The sequence below is a fragment of the Streptomyces sp. NBRC 110035 genome (assembly GCF_000829695.1).
GTDB lineage: Bacteria > Actinomycetota > Actinomycetes > Streptomycetales > Streptomycetaceae > Streptomyces.
The window spans coordinates 166684-186837 of the sequence record NZ_BBNN01000028.1; the positions used below are offsets into that span (position 1 = coordinate 166684).

The following is a 20154-nucleotide window of genomic DNA, read 5'->3' on the forward strand; positions in this document are numbered from 1 at the left end:
GCCGTACACGAGGGGTGGGGACGTGGACCGTACTGATGTCGGCGCGTTGGTCCAGTCCGCCGTCGGCGGCGACGCGGCGGCCTGGAAGGCGATCGTGGAGGGACTGGGCCCCCTGGTGTGGTCCGTGGTGCGCGCCCACCGGCTCTCCGACGCGGACGCGCACGAGGTCTACCAGACGGTCTGGTTCCGCTTCGCCCAGAACCTGGGGCGCATCCGTGAACCGGAGAGGACCGGGGCCTGGCTGGCCAGCACGGCGCGGCACGAGTGCCTGAAGGTGCTCAGGAACGCGCGCCGGCTGACCCTGACGGACGACCCGCAGCTCCTGGACAGGGTCAGCGAGGACGGCACACCGGAGCAGTCGCTGCTGGAGTCCGAGGAAGCCGCGGTCCAGAGCGAACGGGTACGGCGGATGTGGCAGGAGTTCGAGGAACTCGGCGACCGGTGCAGGCAGTTGCTGCGCGTGCTGATCGCCTCGCCGCCGCCCAGCTATCAGGAGGTGTCCGCCGCGCTCGGTATCGCGGTGGGCAGTATCGGGCCCCTGCGCCAGCGCTGTCTGCGCCGGCTGCGGGCCCGGATCGAGGCACGGGGGGCGATGTGAACGCCATGAACGGCACGAGCGGCATGGACGGGATGGACGGCGGCCCCGGCGACGGCGCGCTCGACGAGATTCCCGGGGCGGCGGATTCCGCCGCCGGGGACGCCGCCACCGACCCGCTGGAGGAGGAACTCCGGCAGGCCGCCGCGGTCCTGGACCCGCTGCCGCCGGCGCTGCTGCAGATCGCGGTGGACGCCTACGCGCTGCACGACCTGGACACCAGGGTGGCCGAGCTGACCTTCGACTCGCTGGTCGACGCCATCCCGGTCAGAGGAGCCGAGGACCCGCCGCGGATGCTCACCTTCAGCGTGGGCGAGGTGACCGTGGACGTCGAGGTGACCGCGCACGGCCTCATGGGGCAGCTGCTGCCGCCCCAGCCGGCCCGGATCGAGGTCCTGGGCGGACCGCAGCCGGGCTCCTCCCTCGTCGCCGACGACATGGGCCGCTTCACCGGAGCCACCCCGCCCGCCGGCCCGTTCGCCCTGCGCCTGCGGACCGCAGGGGACGTGGTCGAGACGGAGTGGCTGCGCACCTGAGCCGTACCGCGGACCGGACACCGCCGGCCCTGCGCCGTACGCCGCGCACGACCGGGTGACGGGCGGGACCCGCACCCGGTCAGCGTGACACCGCGTCCACCAGGGTCCCCAGGGCCGAGGCGAGGTACCGCAGGCCCGGCCCCGCGGGACCGCCCGGCTCCGTCATGTACGTGTCCCGGCGGATCTCCACCATCAGCGCCGTCACCTCCGCCCGCTTCCCGAAGAACTCCAGCGGTACGTACGTCCCGGCGAACGGGCTGTCGAGTCCCGTCTCCCCGCAGGGCGCGAAGGCCTCGAGGGCCGCGTCGAGCAGGCCGGCCGGCGTGTGGAAGGCGTCGGTGCCCAGGCAGACCGGCGGCCGGGGGCCCCCGCCGTGGAGTTCGTAGGGCAGGGGCGCGGTGGGGTAGGAGTGGACGTCGATGATCACGGCCCGCCCGGTGGCCGCCAGACGGTCCGCCACCGCCCGGGTCATGGCCTGTGCGTACGGAAGGAAGTACCGCTCGATCAGCGGCCCGTGCTCGAACCGGTCGGGCCGCAGGGCCTCCTTGTGCGTGGTCCGGGTGTAGACCGCGCCCATCCCGGACGCCAGCATCTCCTCCCGTTCGTCCGGGAACCGCTCGGGATCGATCACCAGCCGGGACAGTTCGTTGACGAACCGCCACGGAGTGATCCCGGCCGCCCCGGCGGCGGCCCCGGCGATCGCGGCGGTGTGCGCGTCGGTGATGTGGTCCAGTTCCCGCTCCAGCGCCGCGTCGCCCAGCACGATCCCGGACCGCACCTCGGCCGGTATCTCCCGTGAGGAATGCGGCACATGGAGGATCACGGGGGAGTCCTCGGCACCGGGAAGGAGACGGAAGGACCGCGGGGCGTGCGGGGCCTTCGGGGGGTGCGGTACCGGCGGGACGTCGGTCATACGGCTGTTCCAGGGGCGTTGTCAGTGGTGCACGGCAGGATCAAGGTGCCACACACCACTGACAACGCGGCGACGCACCGAGACCGAGGACCGATCCCTGTGACTGGGCGAGATAGGTGTCACCTGGGCGCGATACCTGTCACTGGTGGGTGGAGGAGATACGCCCAGAGCAGGCGAGCGCACCGCCTCCGCGGAAAAGCTGGAAGAAGCGCTCTCCGAGCGGCTTGATGTAGTGGCAAAGGTGACTAATCAGACGGCGTGTGCCCGGCGAATATGGCCGAGGAGTCACTTGGGGCAGCCGCGGTGGTTGAGTCAGCCTGGGTATGTGGGGCGAGGCGCGATTTGCATCGCCCCAGGCCATCGTCCCGGTGCGCAGCTATGCGCTGTTGCGACCGCATATGTGGAGGAGGCGCCTTGGCTGGAGCGAAAGACGGCGTCTTCACTGAGAAGATATCTCCGTACCTGCGACAGAAGATGGCCGAGAGGGGGAGCAGTGCTGAACTCGCTTTCCTGGACCTTCAGTACGTCGCCGACCCCTCGGAGAATGTCAGCCGGGCCCACGAAGTCGCCCGGCACTATGAGTCCGAGCTGCACCCCACCTTTGAAGGTGAGGAGCTCAGGGGCGTCGAGAAGCTGTACCGCCGGACCCTGCTGGTCGAGCCCACCCCTATCTGTGCCGCCCACTGCCGCTGGTGCATCCGCGGACAGTACGACACCAAGACTCCGGGGAACGGCGATTTGGCGCGTATCGCCCGCTACTGCGGCTTAGCTCCGGAAAACTCCGATGTGCGTGAGGTGCTCATCACCGGAGGAGACCCTCTGATCCTCGTCGACCGGCTGGAGTTTCTCCTCGACGCGATCGAGCAGCACGCGCCCCAGGTCGAAGTCGTACGCATCGGCACCCGCACGCCGCTCCAGGACCCCAAACGCGTCGACGAACGCATGGCACGAGCCCTCCGCCGCCGTTCGACGTTCCGCGTGGAGATCGCCACCCACATCAACCACCCGGGCGAGCTGTTTCCCGAGGTCCGCGAGGCCTGCGCCAAGCTGCAGGAAGCTGGTGCCCGCATCTATGAGCAGACTGACCTGCTCCGTGACGTGAACGACGACATCGACACCCTTGTCAGCCTCTACGACGAACTTCGGTACCTGGACATCGAAGCGCACTACCTGTTCCACTGCGTGCCCATCCGTGGCATGGACCACCACAGAACCTCAATCGCGCGAGGACTTGACCTCTTCCGGCAGCTGACCGTGTCCGGGATGACCTCTGGACGGGCCAAGCCCCACTACGCACTCATGACGGACGTCGGCAAGGTCGCCCTCTACGAGGGATCTCTCATCGACCGGGACGGCACCGTGGAGGCGGGCAGCGAGATCGAGACGGTGGCCCGTGAGGCGATAGCCGAGGACTTCCGGTTCGTCGCCCAGGCCTACGGGTTCACGGACGCCGACGTGGAGGAGCTGATCGCCCCGCGCGAGTGGTGAACCGACAGGGGCGGCCGGAGGGGACGGCTCGTGCCCCGGACACGGCTCCGCCCCGGCCGGGCGTGCTGCCGGCCGGGGCGGAACGGGAAGCCTCCGGCGTCAGCCCAGCGACGCCAGCGCCTCGTTCCAGGTGGCGGACGGACGCATGACCGCGGCGGCCTTCACCGGGTCGGGCTGGTAGTAGCCGCCGATCTCGGCCGGCTCGCCCTGGACGGCGACCAGCTCGTCGACGATCTTCTGCTCGTTCGCGGCGAGGGTCTCGGCGAGCGGGGCGAAGGCCTTCGCCAGGCCCGCGTCGTCGGTCTGCCCGGCCAGCTCCTGCGCCCAGTACAGGGACAGGTAGAAGTGACTGCCGCGGTTGTCGATGCCGCCGAGGCGACGGCTCGGGGACTTGTCCTCGTTGAGGAAGGTCGCCGTGGCGCGGTCGAGGGCGTCGGCGAGGACCTTGGCGCGGGCATTGCCCGTGGTCTCGGCGAACTGCTCCAGGGACGGCACCAGGGCGAAGAACTCGCCCAGGGAGTCCCAGCGCAGGTAGTTCTCCTTGACCAGCTGCTGCACGTGCTTGGGCGCGGAACCGCCCGCACCCGTCTCGAACAGGCCGCCGCCCGCCATCAGCGGGACGACCGACAGCATCTTGGCGCTGGTGCCCAGCTCCAGGATCGGGAACAGGTCGGTCAGGTAGTCGCGCAGCACGTTGCCGGTGACCGAGATGGTGTCCTCGCCGCGCCGGATGCGCTCCACCGACAGCCTGGTGGCCTCGACCGGGTTCAGGACGCGGATGTCCAGGCCCTCGGTGTCGTGCTCGGCCAGGTACCGCTCGACCTTGGCGATCAGGTGGGCGTCGTGGGCGCGGGTCTCGTCCAGCCAGAACACGGCCGGGGAGCCGGTGGCGCGGGCGCGGGTGACGGCCAGCTTGACCCAGTCGCGGATCGGCGCGTCCTTGGTCTGGCAGGCGCGGAAGATGTCACCGGCGGAGACGGCCTGCTCCAGGACCGCGTTGCCGGCCTGGTCGACGAGACGGACGGTGCCGGTGACCGGGATCTCGAAGGTCTTGTCGTGGCTGCCGTACTCCTCGGCCTTCTGCGCCATCAGGCCGACGTTCGGCACCGAGCCCATGGTGGACGGGTCGAAGGCGCCGTTGGCGCGGCAGTCCTCGATCACGGCCTGGTAGACGCCGGAGTAGCTGGAGTCCGGCAGGACGGCGAGGGTGTCGGCCTCCTGGCCGTCGGGGCCCCACATGTGGCCGGAGGTGCGGATCATGGCCGGCATGGAGGCGTCCACGATGACGTCCGAGGGGACGTGCAGGTTGGTGATGCCCTTGTCGGAGTCGACCATCGCCAGCTTCGGTCCCTCGGCGAGCTCGGCGTCGAAGGACGCCTTGATCCCGGCGCCCTCGGGCAGGCCCTCGAGACCCTTGTAGATGCCGCCCAGACCGTCGTTCGGGCTGAGGCCGGCCGCGGCGAGCTGCTCGCCGTACCGCGCGAACGTGTTCGGGAAGAAGGCGCGCACCACGTGGCCGAAGACGATCGGGTCGGAGACCTTCATCATCGTGGCCTTCAGGTGCACGGAGAACAGCACACCCTCCTGCTTGGCTCGGGCGACCTGCGCGGTGAGGAACTCGCGCAGCGCGGCGACCCTCATCACGGAGGCGTCGACGACCTCGTCCTTCAGGACGGGTACGGACTCGCGCAGCACCGTGGTGGTGCCGTCGTCGCCGACCAGCTCGATGCGCAGCGCGCCGTCCTCGGCGATCACCGCGGACTTCTCGGTGGAGCGGAAGTCGTTCTCGCCCATCGTCGCCACATTGGTCCTGGACCCGGAGGTCCAGGCGCCCATGCGGTGCGGGTGGTTCCTGGCGTAGTTCTTCACCGAGGCGGGGGCGCGGCGGTCGGAGTTGCCCTCACGCAGGACCGGGTTCACGGCGGAACCCTTGATCTTGTCGTAGCGGGCGCGGATCTCGCGCTCCTCGTCGGTCTTCGGGTCGTCCGGGTAGTCCGGCAGCGCGTAGCCCTGGCCCTGGAGCTCGGCGACCGCCGCCTTGAGCTGGGGGATCGACGCCGAGACGTTCGGCAGCTTGATGATGTTGGCCGCGGGGGTCTTCGCCAGCTCGCCGAGCTCGGCGAGGGCGTCCGGGATGCGCTGGTCCTCGGTGAGGTGCTCCGGGAACACGGCGATGATGCGTCCGGCCAGCGAGATGTCACGCGTCTCCACGGGGACACCGGCCTGGGAGGCGTACGCCCGGACCACCGGCAGGAACGAATACGTCGCCAGGGCGGGGGCCTCGTCAGTGTGCGTATAGATGATGGTCGAGTCAGTCACCGGGTGCTCCGCTCCACGTCTGCAACATTGCTCGACATCAAGATATCCCGTACGCGCCCCGAGCTCGACAGGGGTCCGGACCGTGGGGCGGCCGACCGTACCGCCCCCACGGGGTCCGGTCCCCTGCCGGACCGGCCGGCCCGCCGTACGTCAGACCGGCCGAAACGCCGTCATGTCGCCCGGCTCCGGCTCGGCGCCGCGCTGCTGCGGGAAGACCACCGAGCCCTGCTGCAGCGCCACCGTGCGCGCGGGCGACGGAATGCGGATGCCCTCCTCGCGATAGCGCCGGTGCAGCCGCTTGACGAACTCGTGCTTGATCCGGTACTGGTCGCTGAACTCGCCGACGCCCAGGATCACGGTGAAACCGATGCGGGAGTCGCCGAAGGTGTGGAAACGCACCGCCGGCTCGTGCTCCGGGAGCGCCCCGGTGATCTCCGTCATCACCTCGGCGACGACCTCCATGGTGACCCGCTCCACCTGCTCCAGGTCGCTGTCGTAGGACACCCCGGCCTGCACCAGGATGGTCAGTTCCTGGTCGGGACGCATGAAGTTGGTCATGTTCGTCTTCGCGAGCTGCCCGTTGGGGATGACCACCAGGTTGTTGGAGAGCTCGCGGACCGTCGTCTGACGCCAGTTGATGTCCTCGACGTAGCCCTCCTCGCCGCTGCTCAGCCGGATGTAGTCACCGGGCTGGACGGTCTTGGAGGCGAGGATGTGGATGCCCGCGAACAGGTTGGCGAGCGTGTCCTGGAGCGCCAGCGCGACTGCCAGACCGCCGACGCCGAGGGCGGTGAGCAGCGGGGCGATGGAGATGCCCAGCGTCTGGAGCATCACCAGGAAGCCGATCGCCAGGACCAGGATCCGGGTGATGTTCATGAAGATCGTGGCCGAGCCGGCGACGCCGGAGCGGGCCTGGGTCACCGACTGCACCAGGCCGGCCATCACCCGGGACACCGACACCGTCGCCGCGAAGATGACCATCACCGTCAGCGTCTGGTTGACGTTGTGCTGCACGGTCCGGGTCAGTGGCAGTGCCGCCGCCGCCGACGCGGCGCCGCCCGCGACCGCCGCCCACGGCGCGATCATGCGCAGGGCGTCCACGGCGACGTCGTCGCCGCGCCACTGGGTGCGGTCCGCGTGCCGGCCGAGCCAGCGCAGCAGCATGCGCAGCAGGAACGCCGCGAGCAGGCCCGCGACGAGCGCGATACCGGCGTACAGCGCGTCGTTCATGGTGAGCGCGCGCGTCATCGCCCACCTCCGGCGAACACCCTTGCCGCGGACCGTATGTGATGTCGTGTCACGTCTTGTCACCTGCTCGTGTTCGGGGATGCCCGGGAGAGTGCGGCCCGGGAGGGCGTGCCGTGCCGGACCGGCCGGCCGGTGGTCGGCACGATCGCTCATCCTGCCGTATCCGCAAGGGCAGTTCGTACCACGCCGTGACCGCGGGACGGACTGCTGCCGCCCCGGTCGGACCGCCTTCCGCCGCACCGGCGCGCCCGGCGCCGGCGCTCCGGGCGGCGACGGCGGCCACACCGTGACGGCCCGGAACGCCGGCACCGCCCCCGCGGCCGCCCGCCCCGCCGCGAGCCGGGTGGCCGGCAGCCGTGCCGCCGGCAGTCGCCCGAGGACCGCGCCCCGCCGGGTGCACGCGGCGGCCACCCGGGGCGGACGGGCCGTGCTTACTCCGTGCAGGCGAAAGACCTTGACCTCAACAATGGTCGAGGTCCTACCTTTCCCGGCATGAGCATGGAAACCACAGCCTGGACCCAGCTGCGCAGTGTCATGACCGCGGAGGAGGAACGCCGTCCCCTCGCACGCCGGACGCTGCGCCGCATCACGGGGTTCGCCCGCCCGCACCGCCGCCGCATCACCCTCTTCGTCCTGCTCGGATCCGCGACCGCGCTGCTCGCCGTCGCCACCCCCGTACTGGCCGGACGCGTCGTCGACACCATCGTGACCGGCGGCGACTCGGCCACGGTCGTCCGGCTGGCCCTGCTCATCGCGCTGATCGCGGTGGTGGAGGCGGCGCTCGGCATCCTCGGCCGGAGACTGTCGGCGTCCCTCGGGGAGGAACTCATCCTCGATCTGCGGACCGCCGTCTTCGACCACGTGCAGCGGATGCCGGTCGCCTTCTTCACCCGCACCCGCACGGGCGCGCTCGTCTCCCGTCTCAACAACGACGTGATCGGCGCCCAGCGGGCCTTCAGCAACACCCTGTCCACCGTGGTCGGCAACGTGGTGACGCTGGTGCTCGCCCTGGCGGTGATGCTCACCCTGTCCTGGCGGATCACCCTGCTCGCCCTGGTCCTGCTGCCGGTGTTCGTCGTCCCCGCCCGCCGCATGGGCCGCCGCATGGCCGGGCTGCAACGCGAGGCCGCCGCCCTGAACGCGGCCATGGGCACCCGGATGACCGAACGCTTCTCCGCGCCCGGCGCCACCCTCGTCAAGCTCTTCGGCCGCCCGCAGGAGGAGTCCGAGGAGTTCGCGCTGCGTGCCCGCCGGGTCCGGGACATCGGCGTACGGACGGCCACCGCCCAGACCGTGTTCATCACCGCGCTCACCCTCGTCTCCGCCCTCGCCCTGACCCTCGTCTACGGTCTCGGCGGCCACCTCGCCCTGCGCGGCTCCCTGGAACCCGGCGCGGTCGTCTCCCTCGCGCTGCTGCTGACCCGCCTGTACGCCCCGCTGACCTCCCTCGCCGGGGCACGGGTGGAGGTGATGAGCGCTCTGGTCAGCTTCGAGCGGGTCTTCGAGGTGCTCGACCTGAAGCCGCTCATCGAGGAGAAGCCGGACGCCCGCGACGTGCCCGACGGCCCGGTCTCCGTCGAGTTCGACGACGTCCGCTTCGGCTACCCCTCCGCCGACAAGGTCTCCCTCGCCTCCCTGGAGGAGGTCGCCTCCCTCGACACGCGCGGCGGCACCGAGGTCCTGCACGGCGTCTCCTTCCGCGCCGAACCCGGGCAGACCGTGGCCCTCGTCGGCTCCTCCGGCGCCGGCAAGTCGACCATCGCGCACCTGCTGCCGCGCCTCTACGACGTCGACTCGGGCGCGGTGCGCGTGGGCGGCGTCGATGTCCGCGACCTCACCGCGCAGTCGCTGCGCGACACCCTCGGCCTGGTCACCCAGGACGGCCACCTCTTCCACGACACCGTCCGCGCCAACCTGCTGCTCGCCGCGCCCGCCGCGAGCGAGCCCGACCTGTGGGACGCGCTGCGCCGCGCACGCCTGGACGGCCTCGTACGCTCCCTGCCCGACGGTCTGGACACGGTGGTGGGGGAGCGCGGCTACCGGTTCTCCGGCGGTGAACGCCAGCGCATGACCATCGCCCGGCTGCTCCTCGCCCGGCAGCGGGTCGTCCTCCTCGACGAGGCCACCGCCCACCTGGACAACACCTCCGAGGCGGCCGTCCAGGAGGCCCTCACGGAGGCCCTGGAGGGCAGGACGGCCATCGTCGTCGCGCACCGGCTGTCCACCGTCCGGGCAGCGGACCTGATCCTGGTCGTCGAGGAGGGCCGGATCGTGGAACGGGGCACGCACGAGGAACTCCTGGCACTCGGCGGCCGCTACGCCGAACTGCATCGCACCCGGTTCGCCCGCCGGCCCGCGGACCAGGAGCGGAGCACGGTGGTGGGGTAGGCCCGCCCGACGCCCAGGACCGGAGACCCGACGCCCCCGTGGGGCGCAGGCGCGAGCGCCGCCGCAGACCCCCGATCCGGGGCAGGCGGCGCTCGCGCCTGCGCCGCCTGCGCCGCCTACGGCTCCCTGTGATGGTCTGCGGAGGGCCGCCCCGCGTCACTCGCCACGGGATTCCGCCCTGGTCCGCACGGAACCCTCCCCGCCGCCGGACTTCCCGCTCTTCGGACCGCCACGGCCACGACTGCCCCGGTCACGACTGCGGCCGGCGCCCCCACGCCCACGACCACCGCCGCCAGGCCCTCCGCTGTGCGCGTCGAGCTCGATGGCGAGCGGGGAGGCGGTCAGCACCGACGAGTACGTGCCCACCCCGATGCCGATCAGCAGCGCGAGCGCGAAGTCGGTGAGCGAGTCACCGCCGAGCACCGCCAGCGCGGTCAGGATGAAGAGCACACCGATACCGGTGTTGACGGTACGGGGCAGCGTCTGCAGGATCGCCCGGTTGGTGGACGAGGCCAGGGGAGCCTTCGGGTTCTTGGCCCACAGCTCCCGGATGCGGTCGAAGACCACCACGGAGTCGTTCACCGAGTAGCCGATCACGGTGAGCAGCGCGGCCAGGAAGACCCCGTCGATCGGCTTGCCCAGCCAGGCGAAGACGCCGGTGAGGATCACCACGTCGTGTGCCAGGGTGCCGACCGCGGCGGTGCCGAACATCCAGCGGAACCGGACGGCGAGGTACACCAGCTGGGCGCCGAGGGCCAGGCCCAGCGCGATCAGCGCGTTGCGGCGCAGTTCGTCGCCGAGGCTCGGCCCGATCAGCTCGTCGCGGACCTTCTCCGCTCCGCCGCCGACCTCGCCGACGGCCTCGGCGACCTCGACCGCCTCGGCGTTGCTCAGCTCCTCGGTGCGCACGGTCAGCCGGTTGTCCCCGGAGGACTGCACGACGGCCTGCGGGAAACCGGCGTCGGCCAGGGCCGCCCGGGCCCGGTCCGGATCGACCGTGCTGCTGGTCGAGTACTCGATCAGGCGGCCGCCGGTGAACTCCACACCGAAGTTCAGCCCGCGCACCAGGACGCCCGCGCCGGTGACGAGGAGCACGAGGGCGGACACCGCCAGCCAGCGGCGCGGGCGGCGCATCAGCTGCGGGTCGCGGCGGGTGAGGTACGCGCGGACCCGGCCGACGGAGGCCAGCCCGGTGATCTTCGGCCGACGGTGCACCCACCGGCGCGCCACGGCGAACTCGGCGAACACCCGCGTGATCACCAGCGCGCTGATCATGGAGGCGACGACACCGATGGCCAGGGTGACGCCGAAGCCCTTCACCGGACCGGAGGCGAGCAGGAACAGCAGCACCGCCGCGATGAGTGTGGTGATGTTGGAGTCGGCGATCGCGCTGAACGCGCCCTTGAAGCCGGCGGTCAGCGCCGAACGGCTGCTGGGCCGGCTGCGATGGCCGTACTCCTCGCGCGCTCGTTCGAAGACCAGCACGTTGGCGTCGACGGCCATGCCGATCGCCAGGACGAAACCGGCCAGTCCCGGCAGGGTCAGCGTCGCGCCGAGGGCCGCGAGGGCGGCGTAGGAGATCACCCCGTAGCACACCAGAGCCAGGGTGGCCAGGAGACCCATCAGCCGGTAGACGACGATGATGAACACCGCGGTCAGGGCGGTGCCGACGACGGCCGCCCAGGCGCTCGACTCGATGGCCTCGGCACCCAGCGTCGGGCCCACGGTCCGCTGCTCGACCGTCTCGACCGGCACCGGCAGGGCGCCGCCGCTGATGAGCAGGGCGAGCTCGCGGGACTCGTCGCTGGTGAACGAACCGGTGATCTGGGTGGACCCGCCGGTGATACCGGCACCGCAGGCCACGGACGGATCGACCTGCGGCGACGAGATGATCTTGTCGTCCAGCACGATCGCGACCCGGCGCTGCGGATCGCCCGCAGGGTGGCAGGCCGCCTCGCCGGTCAGCTTCGCCCAGCCCCGGTCGTCCTTGAAGTCCACGGTGACCAGCCAGCCCGCGGCGCCCTGCTGGTCGAAGGCCGCCTCGGCGCCCTCCACGTCCTCGCCGGTCAGCGCGGCGGGGGCCAGGTGGAGCCGCTCCCCGGCCTCGTCGGACAGGACGCGTTCGCCCTTCGGCAGCGGATCGCCGGGGTCGGACCCGGTACCGGGGCCGAGCACCGGGTGGACGGTGAGTTGCGCGGTACGGCCCAGCACCTCGGCGGCCTGCCGCGGGTCCTGCACACCGGGCAGCTCGACGATGATCCGGTTGTCACCGGAGCGGACGATGGTGGGTTCGGCGACGCCCAGCCCGTCGATCCGGCCGCGCAGGACCTCGAGCGTGCGGTCGGTCGCCTCACCGTCTGCCTCGAGGGTTTCGGTGGAGCGGGTCTCCAGCACGATCTGGGTACCGCCGCGCAGGTCGAGCCCCAGGCGGACGGGGACCGTCACGGCGATGTAGACGGACACGGCGATCACGACGAGTGCGAACAACGCCCGGATACGGGCGGAACTTTTCACGGATGACTCCAGCAGTCGCACCGCGGCCGGTCGAGCACGCGGCGGAGAGGAAGAGGAACGGGACTCTCAGGTGCTGGACGGCCCGGGCGGCGCCCGGCCGAGGTCCGCCGGCATGTGCGCGGCGGCGGGCGGCGCGTGCCCGGCCGCCGGGGCGGGCCGGGCCGGCCGCGGCGGGATACGGGGGGTGTGCGCGGGGGTGAAGAGCAGATGGCCCGCCGGCACCGTGCGCTCCCCGGCGTCGCGCTGCGGCCTGAGGGGGACGGTACGGGCGGTGCAGCCGTCGTCGGTGTGCGGACGGGCGTCGGACGAGCCGGCCCCGGGCGCGGCGGGCGGATCCGCAGCGGACGGCCCCGGCCCGTCGGGCGCCGGGGCACCGGGTACGGCGGAAGCGGGGCCGAACGGGCCGGGAGCCACAGGACCGGGAGCCGCCGGGGCGTCGTGGACCGGTGACCGCGCCGCGCGGACCGCCCGTGGGTCGTCGGTGAGGCCGAACCCCAGGGTCAGGAGGACGGAGGCCAGGGCGGCGAGGACCGCGACGGCGCGGAGCGGAAGGCGGGCGGTGCGGGCGGCACGTCCCGGCGGGGTGGCGTTCAAGGCTCGACGAGCCCCGCGCGGATGGCGTACCGGGTCAGATCCAGGCGGTCCCGCAGCCCCAGCTTGTTCAGCAGGTTCTCGCGGTGCCGCTGTACCGTCTTGACGCTGATGAAGAGCAACTCGGCGATCTCCTTCGAGGAGTGCCCCTCGGCGACCAGCTTGAGCACCTCCTCCTCGCGCGGCGTCAGCAGCTGGGGCGCCTCCTCGCCGTGCCGGACCCGGTCGAGGTAGTTGCGGATCAGGGCGGTGACCGCCCCCGGGTAGAGGAAGGGCTCGTCACGCATCGCGGCCCGGCAGGCGGCGACCAGGTCACGGTCGGCGACCGACTTCAGGACATAACCGCCGGCCCCGGCCTTGAGCGCCTGGAACAGGTACTGCTCGTTGTCGTGCATCGTCAGCATCAGGATGCGCAGGCCCGGCTTCAGCGCGGACAGCTCACGGGCGGCCTGCAGACCGGTCATCCGGGGCATGGCGATGTCCAGCACCGCCAGGTCGATCTTCTGGGCGCGGGCCGTGGAGATCGCCTCCGCACCGTCACCGGCCTCGGCGACGACCTCCAGGTCCGGCTCCCGGTCGAGGATCAGCCGGACGCCGCGGCGTACCAGGGCGTGGTCGTCGGCGAGCAGGATCCGGATCGTGGTCGGTGGGGCCTGGTGGTTCATGACTGCTTCCTCACGGCGGGCACGGCCAGCCGGATCCGGGTACCGGTCCGGGAGACGGGAGTGATGTCCAGTGTCGCCCCGATGAGCAGGGCCCGTTCACGCATACCGCGCAGGCCCGCCCCCTCGTGGGCGGCGCCGGTTCCACGGCCGTCGTCGGTGACCTCGAGGACGACCCGGTCGTCGTCGAGGTACAGGCTCACCGTGGCGGAGCGCGCCTCGGCGTGCCGGGCGACATTGGTCAGACTCTCCTGTGCCACACGGTAGATCACCAGCTCCGTACCGTTGTCCAGCGTGGGCAGGTCGGCGCCGAAGCGGCGCTGCACCCGCAGCCCGGTGTGCGTGGCGAACTCGGTGGCGAGCGAGGTGACGGCACTGACCAGACCGAGATCGTCCAGTACGCCCGGACGCAGTCGGCGCACCAGCCGGCGGACCTCGTCCAGACTCTCCCGGGTGATCTCCCGCACCTGCTGGATCTCGCCGCGCAGCGGAGCGGGCGCCTCGTCGGCGACCTGCTTCAGGGCCAGCAGGATGGCGGTCATGCTCTGCCCGACCTCGTCGTGCAGCTCGGCGGCGATCCGGCGCCGCTCCGCCTCCTGGGCGAGCAGGGCACGGGCGCTGCTCGAGGCGCGCTCCTTCTCCAGCCGCTCCAGCATGGCGTTGAACGTACTGACCAGCTCGGCGACCTCCCCGCCGCCACGCACCGGAAGCCGCTGACCGGGCCGCAGCAGGTCGACGGTGGCCATCAGCCGGGTCACCCGGTCCAGCGGGGCGAGCCCGATCCGCAGCAGGGCCGCGTTGGCGACGAGCATCACCCCCATGCCACCCACCAGGATCACCGCCTCGGTCAGCAGTACCGGCACGGACACGGTCACCGGAGCCCACAGCAGCAACGCGGTGGCCGCGCCCAGCACCACCGCGTTGAGTCCGAAGATCCGCCAGTACAGGGACACGGAGGTCACGCCTTTCCTCTTTCGTCTGCCTCCACTGTCGGGCACCGCGACGCCCGATGCGGCAGCGGCCCCTGATCCCGGCGAACAGCCAAACGGACACAGTGCACGAGCCGGCGGCCTCCGGTCGATGGGCTCCGCGACCCATTTCAGCCCGCCCGGCGGGCCCACGCCGTCAGGGGTGGGTCCTCGGACCCGGCGCAGATGGGTACCGCGCCCCATGGGTTCCGGGCGGGGAAGCGGCGATGGTGATGGATCGGCCAGTTCCGCCATCCGTCACCAGAGGAGACTCTCCGTGTCGCTCGACCTGCCCCTCACCGAATCGCGTACCGACCACCCCGCCGTGGACCAGATCAGGCAGCGCCTCGAACACGCGCGCACCACACGGGTGGCACAGCTCAAGGCGCTCGACGACACCGGACAGGGCCCCGACGATCACCTGCTGGCCCACCAGCAGGACTCCATCAGGCGTGTCCTGAAGGAGATCGACGAGGCCTTCTCCCGCGTCGAGGACGGCAGCTACGGCACCTGCCTGGGCTGCGCCAAGCCCGTCCCGGCGGAGCGGCTCGAGATCCTGCCGCACACCCGGTACTGCGTCTCGTGCCAGAGCCGCGCTGCCTGACCCCGGCCGGCCCGTCCGTGATCCTCTCCCGCTTTGCCCAAGGGGGTGAAGTGGTGACCCGCCGGACGATCGACGAGCACGACGAGGTCCTCACCTCCGAGGATCTCGCGGCGTTGCGCGCGAACCTGCGCGAGCAGCAGCTCTTCCGCCGGGACCAGCTGCGGCAGTTCGCCGTCGACCCGGAGCCGCTCCCCGACGGGCCGGACGGTCCGGGTGGCGCGGTCGTGCCGCAGGCCGCAGGCCGGCTCGAGGTCCAGGTCAGGCTCGCCGCGTCCGCCCGCATGGTGCTCGCCGACGTCGAGGCGGCGCTCACCCGCATGGACACCGGGGACTACGGCCTGTGCCACCTGTGCCGCGGCCCCGTCGAACGCGACCGGCTGCTGATCGTCCCGCAGGCCCGCTACTGCGCCCGCTGCCAGCAGGTGCGGGAGGCCGCGCGATGACCACGGCACACCACCGGCCGCCGGACGACCGGCCGGAGCGCGTGCCTCGTCTGCACGTGCAGGGGAGGCACGTACGGGGGTGACCCGCACGGCCGCCGGAATGCTCCGCCCGCGCGCTGCACCCACCGTCCCGGGCGTGCGGGCGGTGGCCGCCCCCACCGCGGACCCCCACCCCGCCGGACCGCTCCCGGCGGGGCGCCTCGGGGCGCACCCCACCGGGGCGGTGCCGCGCGGAGGGCACCGTCACCGTCACCGGCGCCCGGCGCCCGGCGCCCGGCGCCCGGCGCCCGGCGCCCGGCGCCCGGCGCGCTCCGCCGGGCGCCGGTGACCCGTGTACGTGACCCGTCCTCCCACGGCGGCCCGGACGACGGCACCCCGCGCCCCGACACCCACCCACCTGCCCACCCACCCCGAAGGAGTCATGCCATGGCGGGCACCGTTCCTCCCGCACAACCGCCCCCGGGCCCCCGTCCCGGCCCGCCCCCGGCCCCCCGGCCGTGGCGTCGGCGGCCCAACCCCCTGCGCCGTCCGACCGACGTTCTCCAGGCACGGATCGGCCTCGGACTGCTGCTCGCCGTGCTGGCCGTGGCGCCCGTGGCCGGCGTCGTCGTCGCGGATCTCGCCCACCGCCACTACGAGGACACGGCCCGCCACCAGACCCTGACCCGGCACGAGACGGACGCGACCCTCACCGAGGACGTACCGCGCCACCCGGAGCCCGGATCCGACGAGGCGAAGCTCGCCCGCTACCCCGCAGAGGTCCGTTTCACCACCCCCGACGGGCGCACCGCCACCACCCGGGCCGAGGTCCCACCCGGACTGTCCGCCGACAGCCGGGTGCGCATCCGGGTGACCGCCGCCGGTGAGGCGACCGGACCGCCGCTGACGCGTGAGCAGATCCGCAGCCGCGGCATGGGCTGGGCCCTCCTCGCCGCCGTCGCGACCGCCCTCACCGGCCTCGCCGCCCACGCCGTGGCCCGCCACGCCGCGCGGCGCCGCAACCTCGCCGCCTGGGAGAGGGCCTGGGCCGAGACGGCGCCCCGCTGGACGACGCCCGGATGAACCGTCGTACGGGCCTCACGGGCCGCCTCACGGACCGTGCGGCACCCGTAGGCGCTCGAGCAGGAGTCGCCCCGTTCCCGGGTGCTGTGCGAAGTGACGGCGCAGACGCCGTCGGCGCCGCCGTCGGCGAGGTCGACGTAGTGGGCGACGGGCCGCCCGGCGAGGGTGGCGGCCAGGCGCGACGCCGTGGTCCGGCTGCAGCCGAGCCGCACGATCCAGCCGGTCCGGCCCTCCTCACCCGGCACCGTCCCTGAGGGCCGCGACCCGGCACCGTCCCTGAGGGCCGCGGTCGTGGTCGCGGCCGTGGTCACCAGGAAGGCAGGGGGGCGAATATGTTTTTGCAGGATCTGCATTTTTGCGTATCCTGCACGACGTGCGTGAGAGAGATCCCGCAGAGGGCGGGCTTCGGGGACGGAAGAAGCGGGAGACCCGCGCTGCCCTGACGGCGGCCGCAGTGCGGCTGGCGGCGGAACACGGCGCGGAGAACGTCACCGTCGACGCGATCAGCGAGGCCGTCGGCGTGTCCCCCCGCACGTTCTTCAACTACTTCGACTCCCGTGACGACGCGTTCGTGATGGTGGGCGCGGAGTCGGGCGCGCGCGTCCGGCAGGCGGTGCTCGCCGCGCCCACCGGCACGCCCCCGCTGGCGGCGCTGCGCGACGCGCTGGCCGCGGAGCTGGGAGAAGTGGGACGGCAGCACGAGCTGTGGCGGCTGCACTCCGAGGTGCTGCGCAGGTCACCGCACCTGCTCGCACGCAGCTTCGGCGCCCACATCGAGGACGAGTTCACTCTGGCCGAGACGCTCGCGGAGCGCATCGGTGCCGGTTCGCCGCTGTTCACCGGGGACCGTCCCCCCTTCGGGACGTCCGAGGGTGAACTGCGCAGGAAGGCCCTGGGGCTGTATCCGAGGCTGCTGGCCGCGGTCGGCTCCACGGCCGTCCGTATCGCCGTGGAGCACTGGTGCGTGCGGCAGGACGAGACCACCCTCGAGGTCGTCTTCCAAACGGTGTTCGAGCACCTGGCCGCCGGACTCCCGGAACCGGCCGTGCCGGTGGAGCCGGTGGACGAAGCCTGAGCGGATCCGTCCCTCACCCCACCTCCGAACGTCTGTGAAAGAGCTGAAGTGACCGAAACGCCGGCGCCCGCAGAGGCGTCACCCACCCCCATGACCCACCGGCAGATACTCCAGGCCATGTCGGGGCTGATGGCCGGCCTGTTCGTCGCCATCCTGGCCGGCACCGTGGTCGCCAACGCACTTCCGCGCATCATCGCCGACCTGGGGGCCAGCCAGTCCTCCTACACCTGGGTCATCACCGCCGAACTGCTGGCGATGACGGCGACGGTGCCCCTGTGGGGCAAGCTGTCGGACCTGTTCAACCAGAAGCTGCTGCTCCAGCTGTCCCTTTCCCTGTTCGTCGTCGGCTCGCTGCTCGCGGGCTTCTCCCACGGCGTGGAACTGCTGATCTTCAGCCGCGTGGTGCAGGGCATCGGCGCGGGTGGACTCACGGCCTTGGTGCAGGTCGTGATGGCGGCCGTCATCCCGCCGCGCCGACTCGGCAAGTACGCGGGCGTCTTCGGCGCCGTCTTCGCCGTCGGCACCGTGGCCGGACCGCTCGTCGGAGGTGTCATGGTGGACACCTCCTGGCTCGGCTGGCGCTGGTGCTTCTTCATCGGCGTACCGTTCGCGCTGCTCGCCATCGCCCTGCTCCAGCGCACCCTGAAGCTGCCCACCGTCCGCCGCGAGGCGAAGATCGACTTCCTGGGCGCCTTCCTGATCGTCGCGGGCGTCTGCGCCCTGCTCATCTGGGTCTCCCTCGCAGGGAGAGAGTTCGCCTGGATCTCGTGGCAGACCGCCGCCCCGACCGGTGGGGGAGTGCTGCTGCTCATCGCCGCGGTCGTCGTCGAGGCGCGCGTGCCGGAGCCGATCATCCCCCTGGGCATCTTCCGCAACCGCACGGTGACGCTCACCACGGTCGCGAGTCTGCTCGTAGGCGTGGCCATGTTCGGCGGTACGGTCTTCCTCTCGCAGTACTTCCAGATCTCCCTGGGCAAGTCCCCGACCGTCGCGGGCCTGATGAGCCTGCCGATGATCCTCGGCCTGCTCGTCTCCTCGACCGTCGCCGGGCAGATCATCACCGCCACCGGCCGGTGGAAGGTGTACCTGGTCGCGGGCTCCGTCATCATGACGGCGGGCCTCGCACTGCTGTCCACCATCGAGGCCGACACCCACTTCGGGCTGCTCGGCGTCTACATGGCCGTCATGGGCGTCGGCGTCGGCATGCTGATGCAGAACCTGGTGCTGGCCGCGCAGAACGACGTTCCCGCGACCGAGCTGGGCGCCGCCACCTCGGTGCTGTCCTTCTTCCGGAGCATGGGCGGCACGATCGGCACCAGCGTGCTCGGGGCGATCCTCGCCCACCGGGTCGCCGGCGAGATGGCCGAGGGCCTGGCGGACGCGGGCGTCCCGGCCGCGGCGAACGGCCCGGGCGAGGGCGCGGTGCCCGACATGGCGACACTGCCCGAGCCGATGCGGGGGATCGTGGAGCACGCCTACGGGGTCGCCACCGCGGATCTCTTCCTCGTGGCCACGCCCGTCGCGGCCCTCGCCGTGATCGCGGTGCTGTTCATCAAGGAGAAGCCGCTGAAGGACACCAGCGGCATGGAACGACTCACCGCCGAGTCCGCCGAGTCCTCCGGTGAACCGCCCCGGGTTCGGTAGAGATCTCAGATTATGGTTGTGACCTGGGGTTTCGTGGATTCCATGGAGTGGTTGGCCTCGTACTCGACGGGTGGAACATGGCCTATCTCACCGTGGAGTCTGCGGTGGTTGTACCAGTCGATCCATTCGGCGGTGGCCAACTCGACCTGGGAGAGCGACCTCCAGGGGCGTTGAGGTTTGATCAACTCGGTTTTGTACAGGCCGATCGTCGATTCCATCAACGCGTTGACGCTCCTATAGTTGTCAACTCGCCGCGGAGGCCGTCCTTGGGGCGGGTCGGAGCAGGTGGTAGACCTCGCGGATGACGTAACGCTTGAGGCATCGGATGATCTCCCGTTTCGTCCTGCCCTCGGCGGTGCGGCGGGCGACGTAGTCGATCGTGGGCTGGTGGAACCGCATCCGGACGATGACGGTCCGGTAGATCGCGGCGTTCAGCTGGCGGTGACCGCCGTGGTTGATGCGGTGCCTGCCGCTGGTCATGCCCGAGCCGGTGGGGACGGGAGCGATGCCCGCGAGCTTGGCGAGGGCGGCCTCGGACTTGATCCGCTCGGGGTTGTCGCCGGTCACGACGAGGATCTCCGCGGCCGTGTCCACGCCGATACCGAAGGGCTCGAGCAGCTGCGGGGCGACCCGCTGGACCAGGTCGCCGATCATCTTCGTCAGTTCCTTGGCCTCGGCGTCCAGGTACTGCCACCGCTTGGCGAGCGTCCGCAGGGTGTGGCGAAGTGCGTCCTCGGGTCCTTCCAGACGGCGAGGACGCAGAGCCGCGAGGTGCCGCGCCAGGCTGACCTGAGTCTTGCCGGCCGTCTCCCGGCGCAGGGCGTCCGGGGCATGGACGAGTATCGCCTTCATCGTGACCATCGCTGCCGCACGCTGTTCAACGGCCTGGTCATGGGCGATCTTGAGTTGGCGGATCATCTCGGCCTCGCCGTCGGCGGTCTTCGGCGTGGCGGTCGCGAACCCGGCCAGCACCGCGCGGGCGGCGTTCTCGGCGTCCAGGGTGTCGGACTTGCCGTTCATGCGCCGCAGCCGCCGGTCCGGGCGGCCGGCCTCGACCACCTTGTGGCCCGCCCTGCGCAGGAACGAGGTCAACGTGGCACCGTA

General features: G+C 71.7%; 16 protein-coding genes and 3 pseudogenes. 10 read left to right on the plus strand and 9 right to left on the minus strand.

Annotated elements, in window-relative coordinates:
• Window positions 1–22: 22 nt before the first annotated feature.
• Together TU30_RS19225 and TU30_RS19230 are read left to right on the plus strand one after the other, a co-directional pair.
• Complete coding sequence (locus tag TU30_RS19225; RefSeq protein WP_042171649.1) at window positions 23–598, plus strand: RNA polymerase sigma factor; 576 nt, start codon at window positions 23–25, stop codon at window positions 596–598.
• 5 nt (window positions 599–603) lie between these two features.
• A complete protein-coding gene (locus TU30_RS19230; protein ID WP_042171678.1) occupies window positions 604–1131 on the plus strand; it encodes a hypothetical protein in 528 nt (175 codons plus the stop codon).
• 79 nt (window positions 1132–1210) lie between these two features.
• On the opposite strand, the gene TU30_RS19235 is transcribed toward TU30_RS19230, so the two are convergent.
• Entirely contained in the window at window positions 1211–2044 is an 834-nt protein-coding gene (locus TU30_RS19235; protein WP_042171650.1) for an N-formylglutamate amidohydrolase, read from the minus strand.
• Between the two features lie 474 nt (window positions 2045–2518).
• Here TU30_RS19235 and TU30_RS37415 point away from each other — a divergent pair.
• Together TU30_RS37415 and TU30_RS37420 are read left to right on the plus strand one after the other, a co-directional pair.
• Window positions 2519–3142: pseudogene (locus tag TU30_RS37415) on the plus strand (radical SAM protein); the annotation flags it as partial.
• A gap of 267 nt (window positions 3143–3409) precedes the next feature.
• A pseudogene (locus TU30_RS37420) lies at window positions 3410–3532 on the plus strand (DUF5713 family protein); the annotation flags it as partial.
• 99 nt (window positions 3533–3631) lie between these two features.
• Here the strand turns inward: TU30_RS37420 and TU30_RS19245 are convergent.
• Both TU30_RS19245 and TU30_RS19250 read right to left on the minus strand, forming a co-directional pair.
• Window positions 3632–5851 carry an NADP-dependent isocitrate dehydrogenase gene (locus TU30_RS19245; protein WP_042171651.1) on the minus strand — a complete coding sequence of 740 codons (2220 nt, stop codon included), beginning with the start codon at window positions 5849–5851 and terminating at the stop codon, window positions 3632–3634.
• A 150-nt stretch (window positions 5852–6001) separates the two neighbouring features.
• On the minus strand, window positions 6002–7099 hold the full coding sequence (locus TU30_RS19250) for a mechanosensitive ion channel family protein (protein WP_042171652.1): 1098 nt from the start codon (window positions 7097–7099) through the stop codon (window positions 6002–6004).
• Between the two features lie 498 nt (window positions 7100–7597).
• On the opposite strand from TU30_RS19250, the gene TU30_RS19255 reads away from it, so the two are divergent.
• Window positions 7598–9487, plus strand: a complete 1890-nt coding sequence (locus TU30_RS19255; protein WP_042171653.1) for an ABC transporter ATP-binding protein — start codon at window positions 7598–7600, stop codon at window positions 9485–9487.
• A gap of 156 nt (window positions 9488–9643) precedes the next feature.
• Here TU30_RS19255 and secD read toward each other — a convergent pair whose 3' ends face one another.
• The 4 genes from secD to TU30_RS19275 form a co-directional block, all read right to left on the minus strand.
• Window positions 9644–12001: a protein translocase subunit SecD gene (secD, locus tag TU30_RS19260; protein ID WP_176726264.1), complete on the minus strand. Its 2358-nt coding sequence runs from the start codon at window positions 11999–12001 to the stop codon at window positions 9644–9646.
• A 66-nt stretch (window positions 12002–12067) separates the two neighbouring features.
• On the minus strand, window positions 12068–12595 hold the full coding sequence (locus tag TU30_RS35490) for a hypothetical protein (protein WP_042171654.1): 528 nt from the start codon (window positions 12593–12595) through the stop codon (window positions 12068–12070).
• On the minus strand, window positions 12592–13257 hold the full coding sequence (locus TU30_RS19270; protein WP_042171655.1) for a response regulator transcription factor: 666 nt from the start codon (window positions 13255–13257) through the stop codon (window positions 12592–12594). Before TU30_RS19270 ends, TU30_RS35490 begins: the two co-directional genes overlap by 4 nt.
• Window positions 13254–14216, minus strand: a complete 963-nt coding sequence (locus tag TU30_RS19275) for a HAMP domain-containing sensor histidine kinase (protein ID WP_234307910.1) — start codon at window positions 14214–14216, stop codon at window positions 13254–13256. The genes TU30_RS19270 and TU30_RS19275 overlap by 4 nt, the downstream gene beginning before the upstream one ends.
• A 283-nt stretch (window positions 14217–14499) precedes the next feature.
• On the opposite strand from TU30_RS19275, the gene TU30_RS19280 reads away from it, so the two are divergent.
• The 5 genes from TU30_RS19280 to TU30_RS19300 all read left to right on the plus strand — a co-directional run bounded on the left by TU30_RS19280 (window position 14500) and on the right by TU30_RS19300 (window position 19050).
• A complete protein-coding gene (locus tag TU30_RS19280; protein WP_042171656.1) occupies window positions 14500–14826 on the plus strand; it encodes a TraR/DksA C4-type zinc finger protein in 327 nt (108 codons plus the stop codon).
• A gap of 50 nt (window positions 14827–14876) precedes the next feature.
• On the plus strand, window positions 14877–15269 hold the full coding sequence (locus tag TU30_RS19285) for a TraR/DksA C4-type zinc finger protein (RefSeq protein WP_042171657.1): 393 nt from the start codon (window positions 14877–14879) through the stop codon (window positions 15267–15269).
• 426 nt (window positions 15270–15695) lie between these two features.
• Entirely contained in the window at window positions 15696–16331 is a 636-nt protein-coding gene (locus tag TU30_RS19290) for a hypothetical protein (RefSeq protein ID WP_042171658.1), read from the plus strand.
• A gap of 364 nt (window positions 16332–16695) precedes the next feature.
• On the plus strand, window positions 16696–17406 hold the full coding sequence (locus TU30_RS19295) for a TetR/AcrR family transcriptional regulator (RefSeq protein WP_042171682.1): 711 nt from the start codon (window positions 16696–16698) through the stop codon (window positions 17404–17406).
• Window positions 17407–17496: 90 nt separating this feature from the next.
• Complete coding sequence (locus TU30_RS19300; protein ID WP_199816874.1) at window positions 17497–19050, plus strand: MDR family MFS transporter; 1554 nt, start codon at window positions 17497–17499, stop codon at window positions 19048–19050.
• A 5-nt stretch (window positions 19051–19055) separates the two neighbouring features.
• Here TU30_RS19300 and TU30_RS19305 read toward each other — a convergent pair.
• Both TU30_RS19305 and TU30_RS19310 read right to left on the minus strand, forming a co-directional pair.
• Window positions 19056–19277 (minus strand): annotated as a pseudogene (locus TU30_RS19305) (integrase core domain-containing protein); the annotation flags it as partial.
• A 16-nt stretch (window positions 19278–19293) separates the two neighbouring features.
• A partial coding sequence (locus TU30_RS19310) for a transposase (protein ID WP_052479860.1) occupies window positions 19294–20154 on the minus strand: 861 nt, incomplete at its 5' end.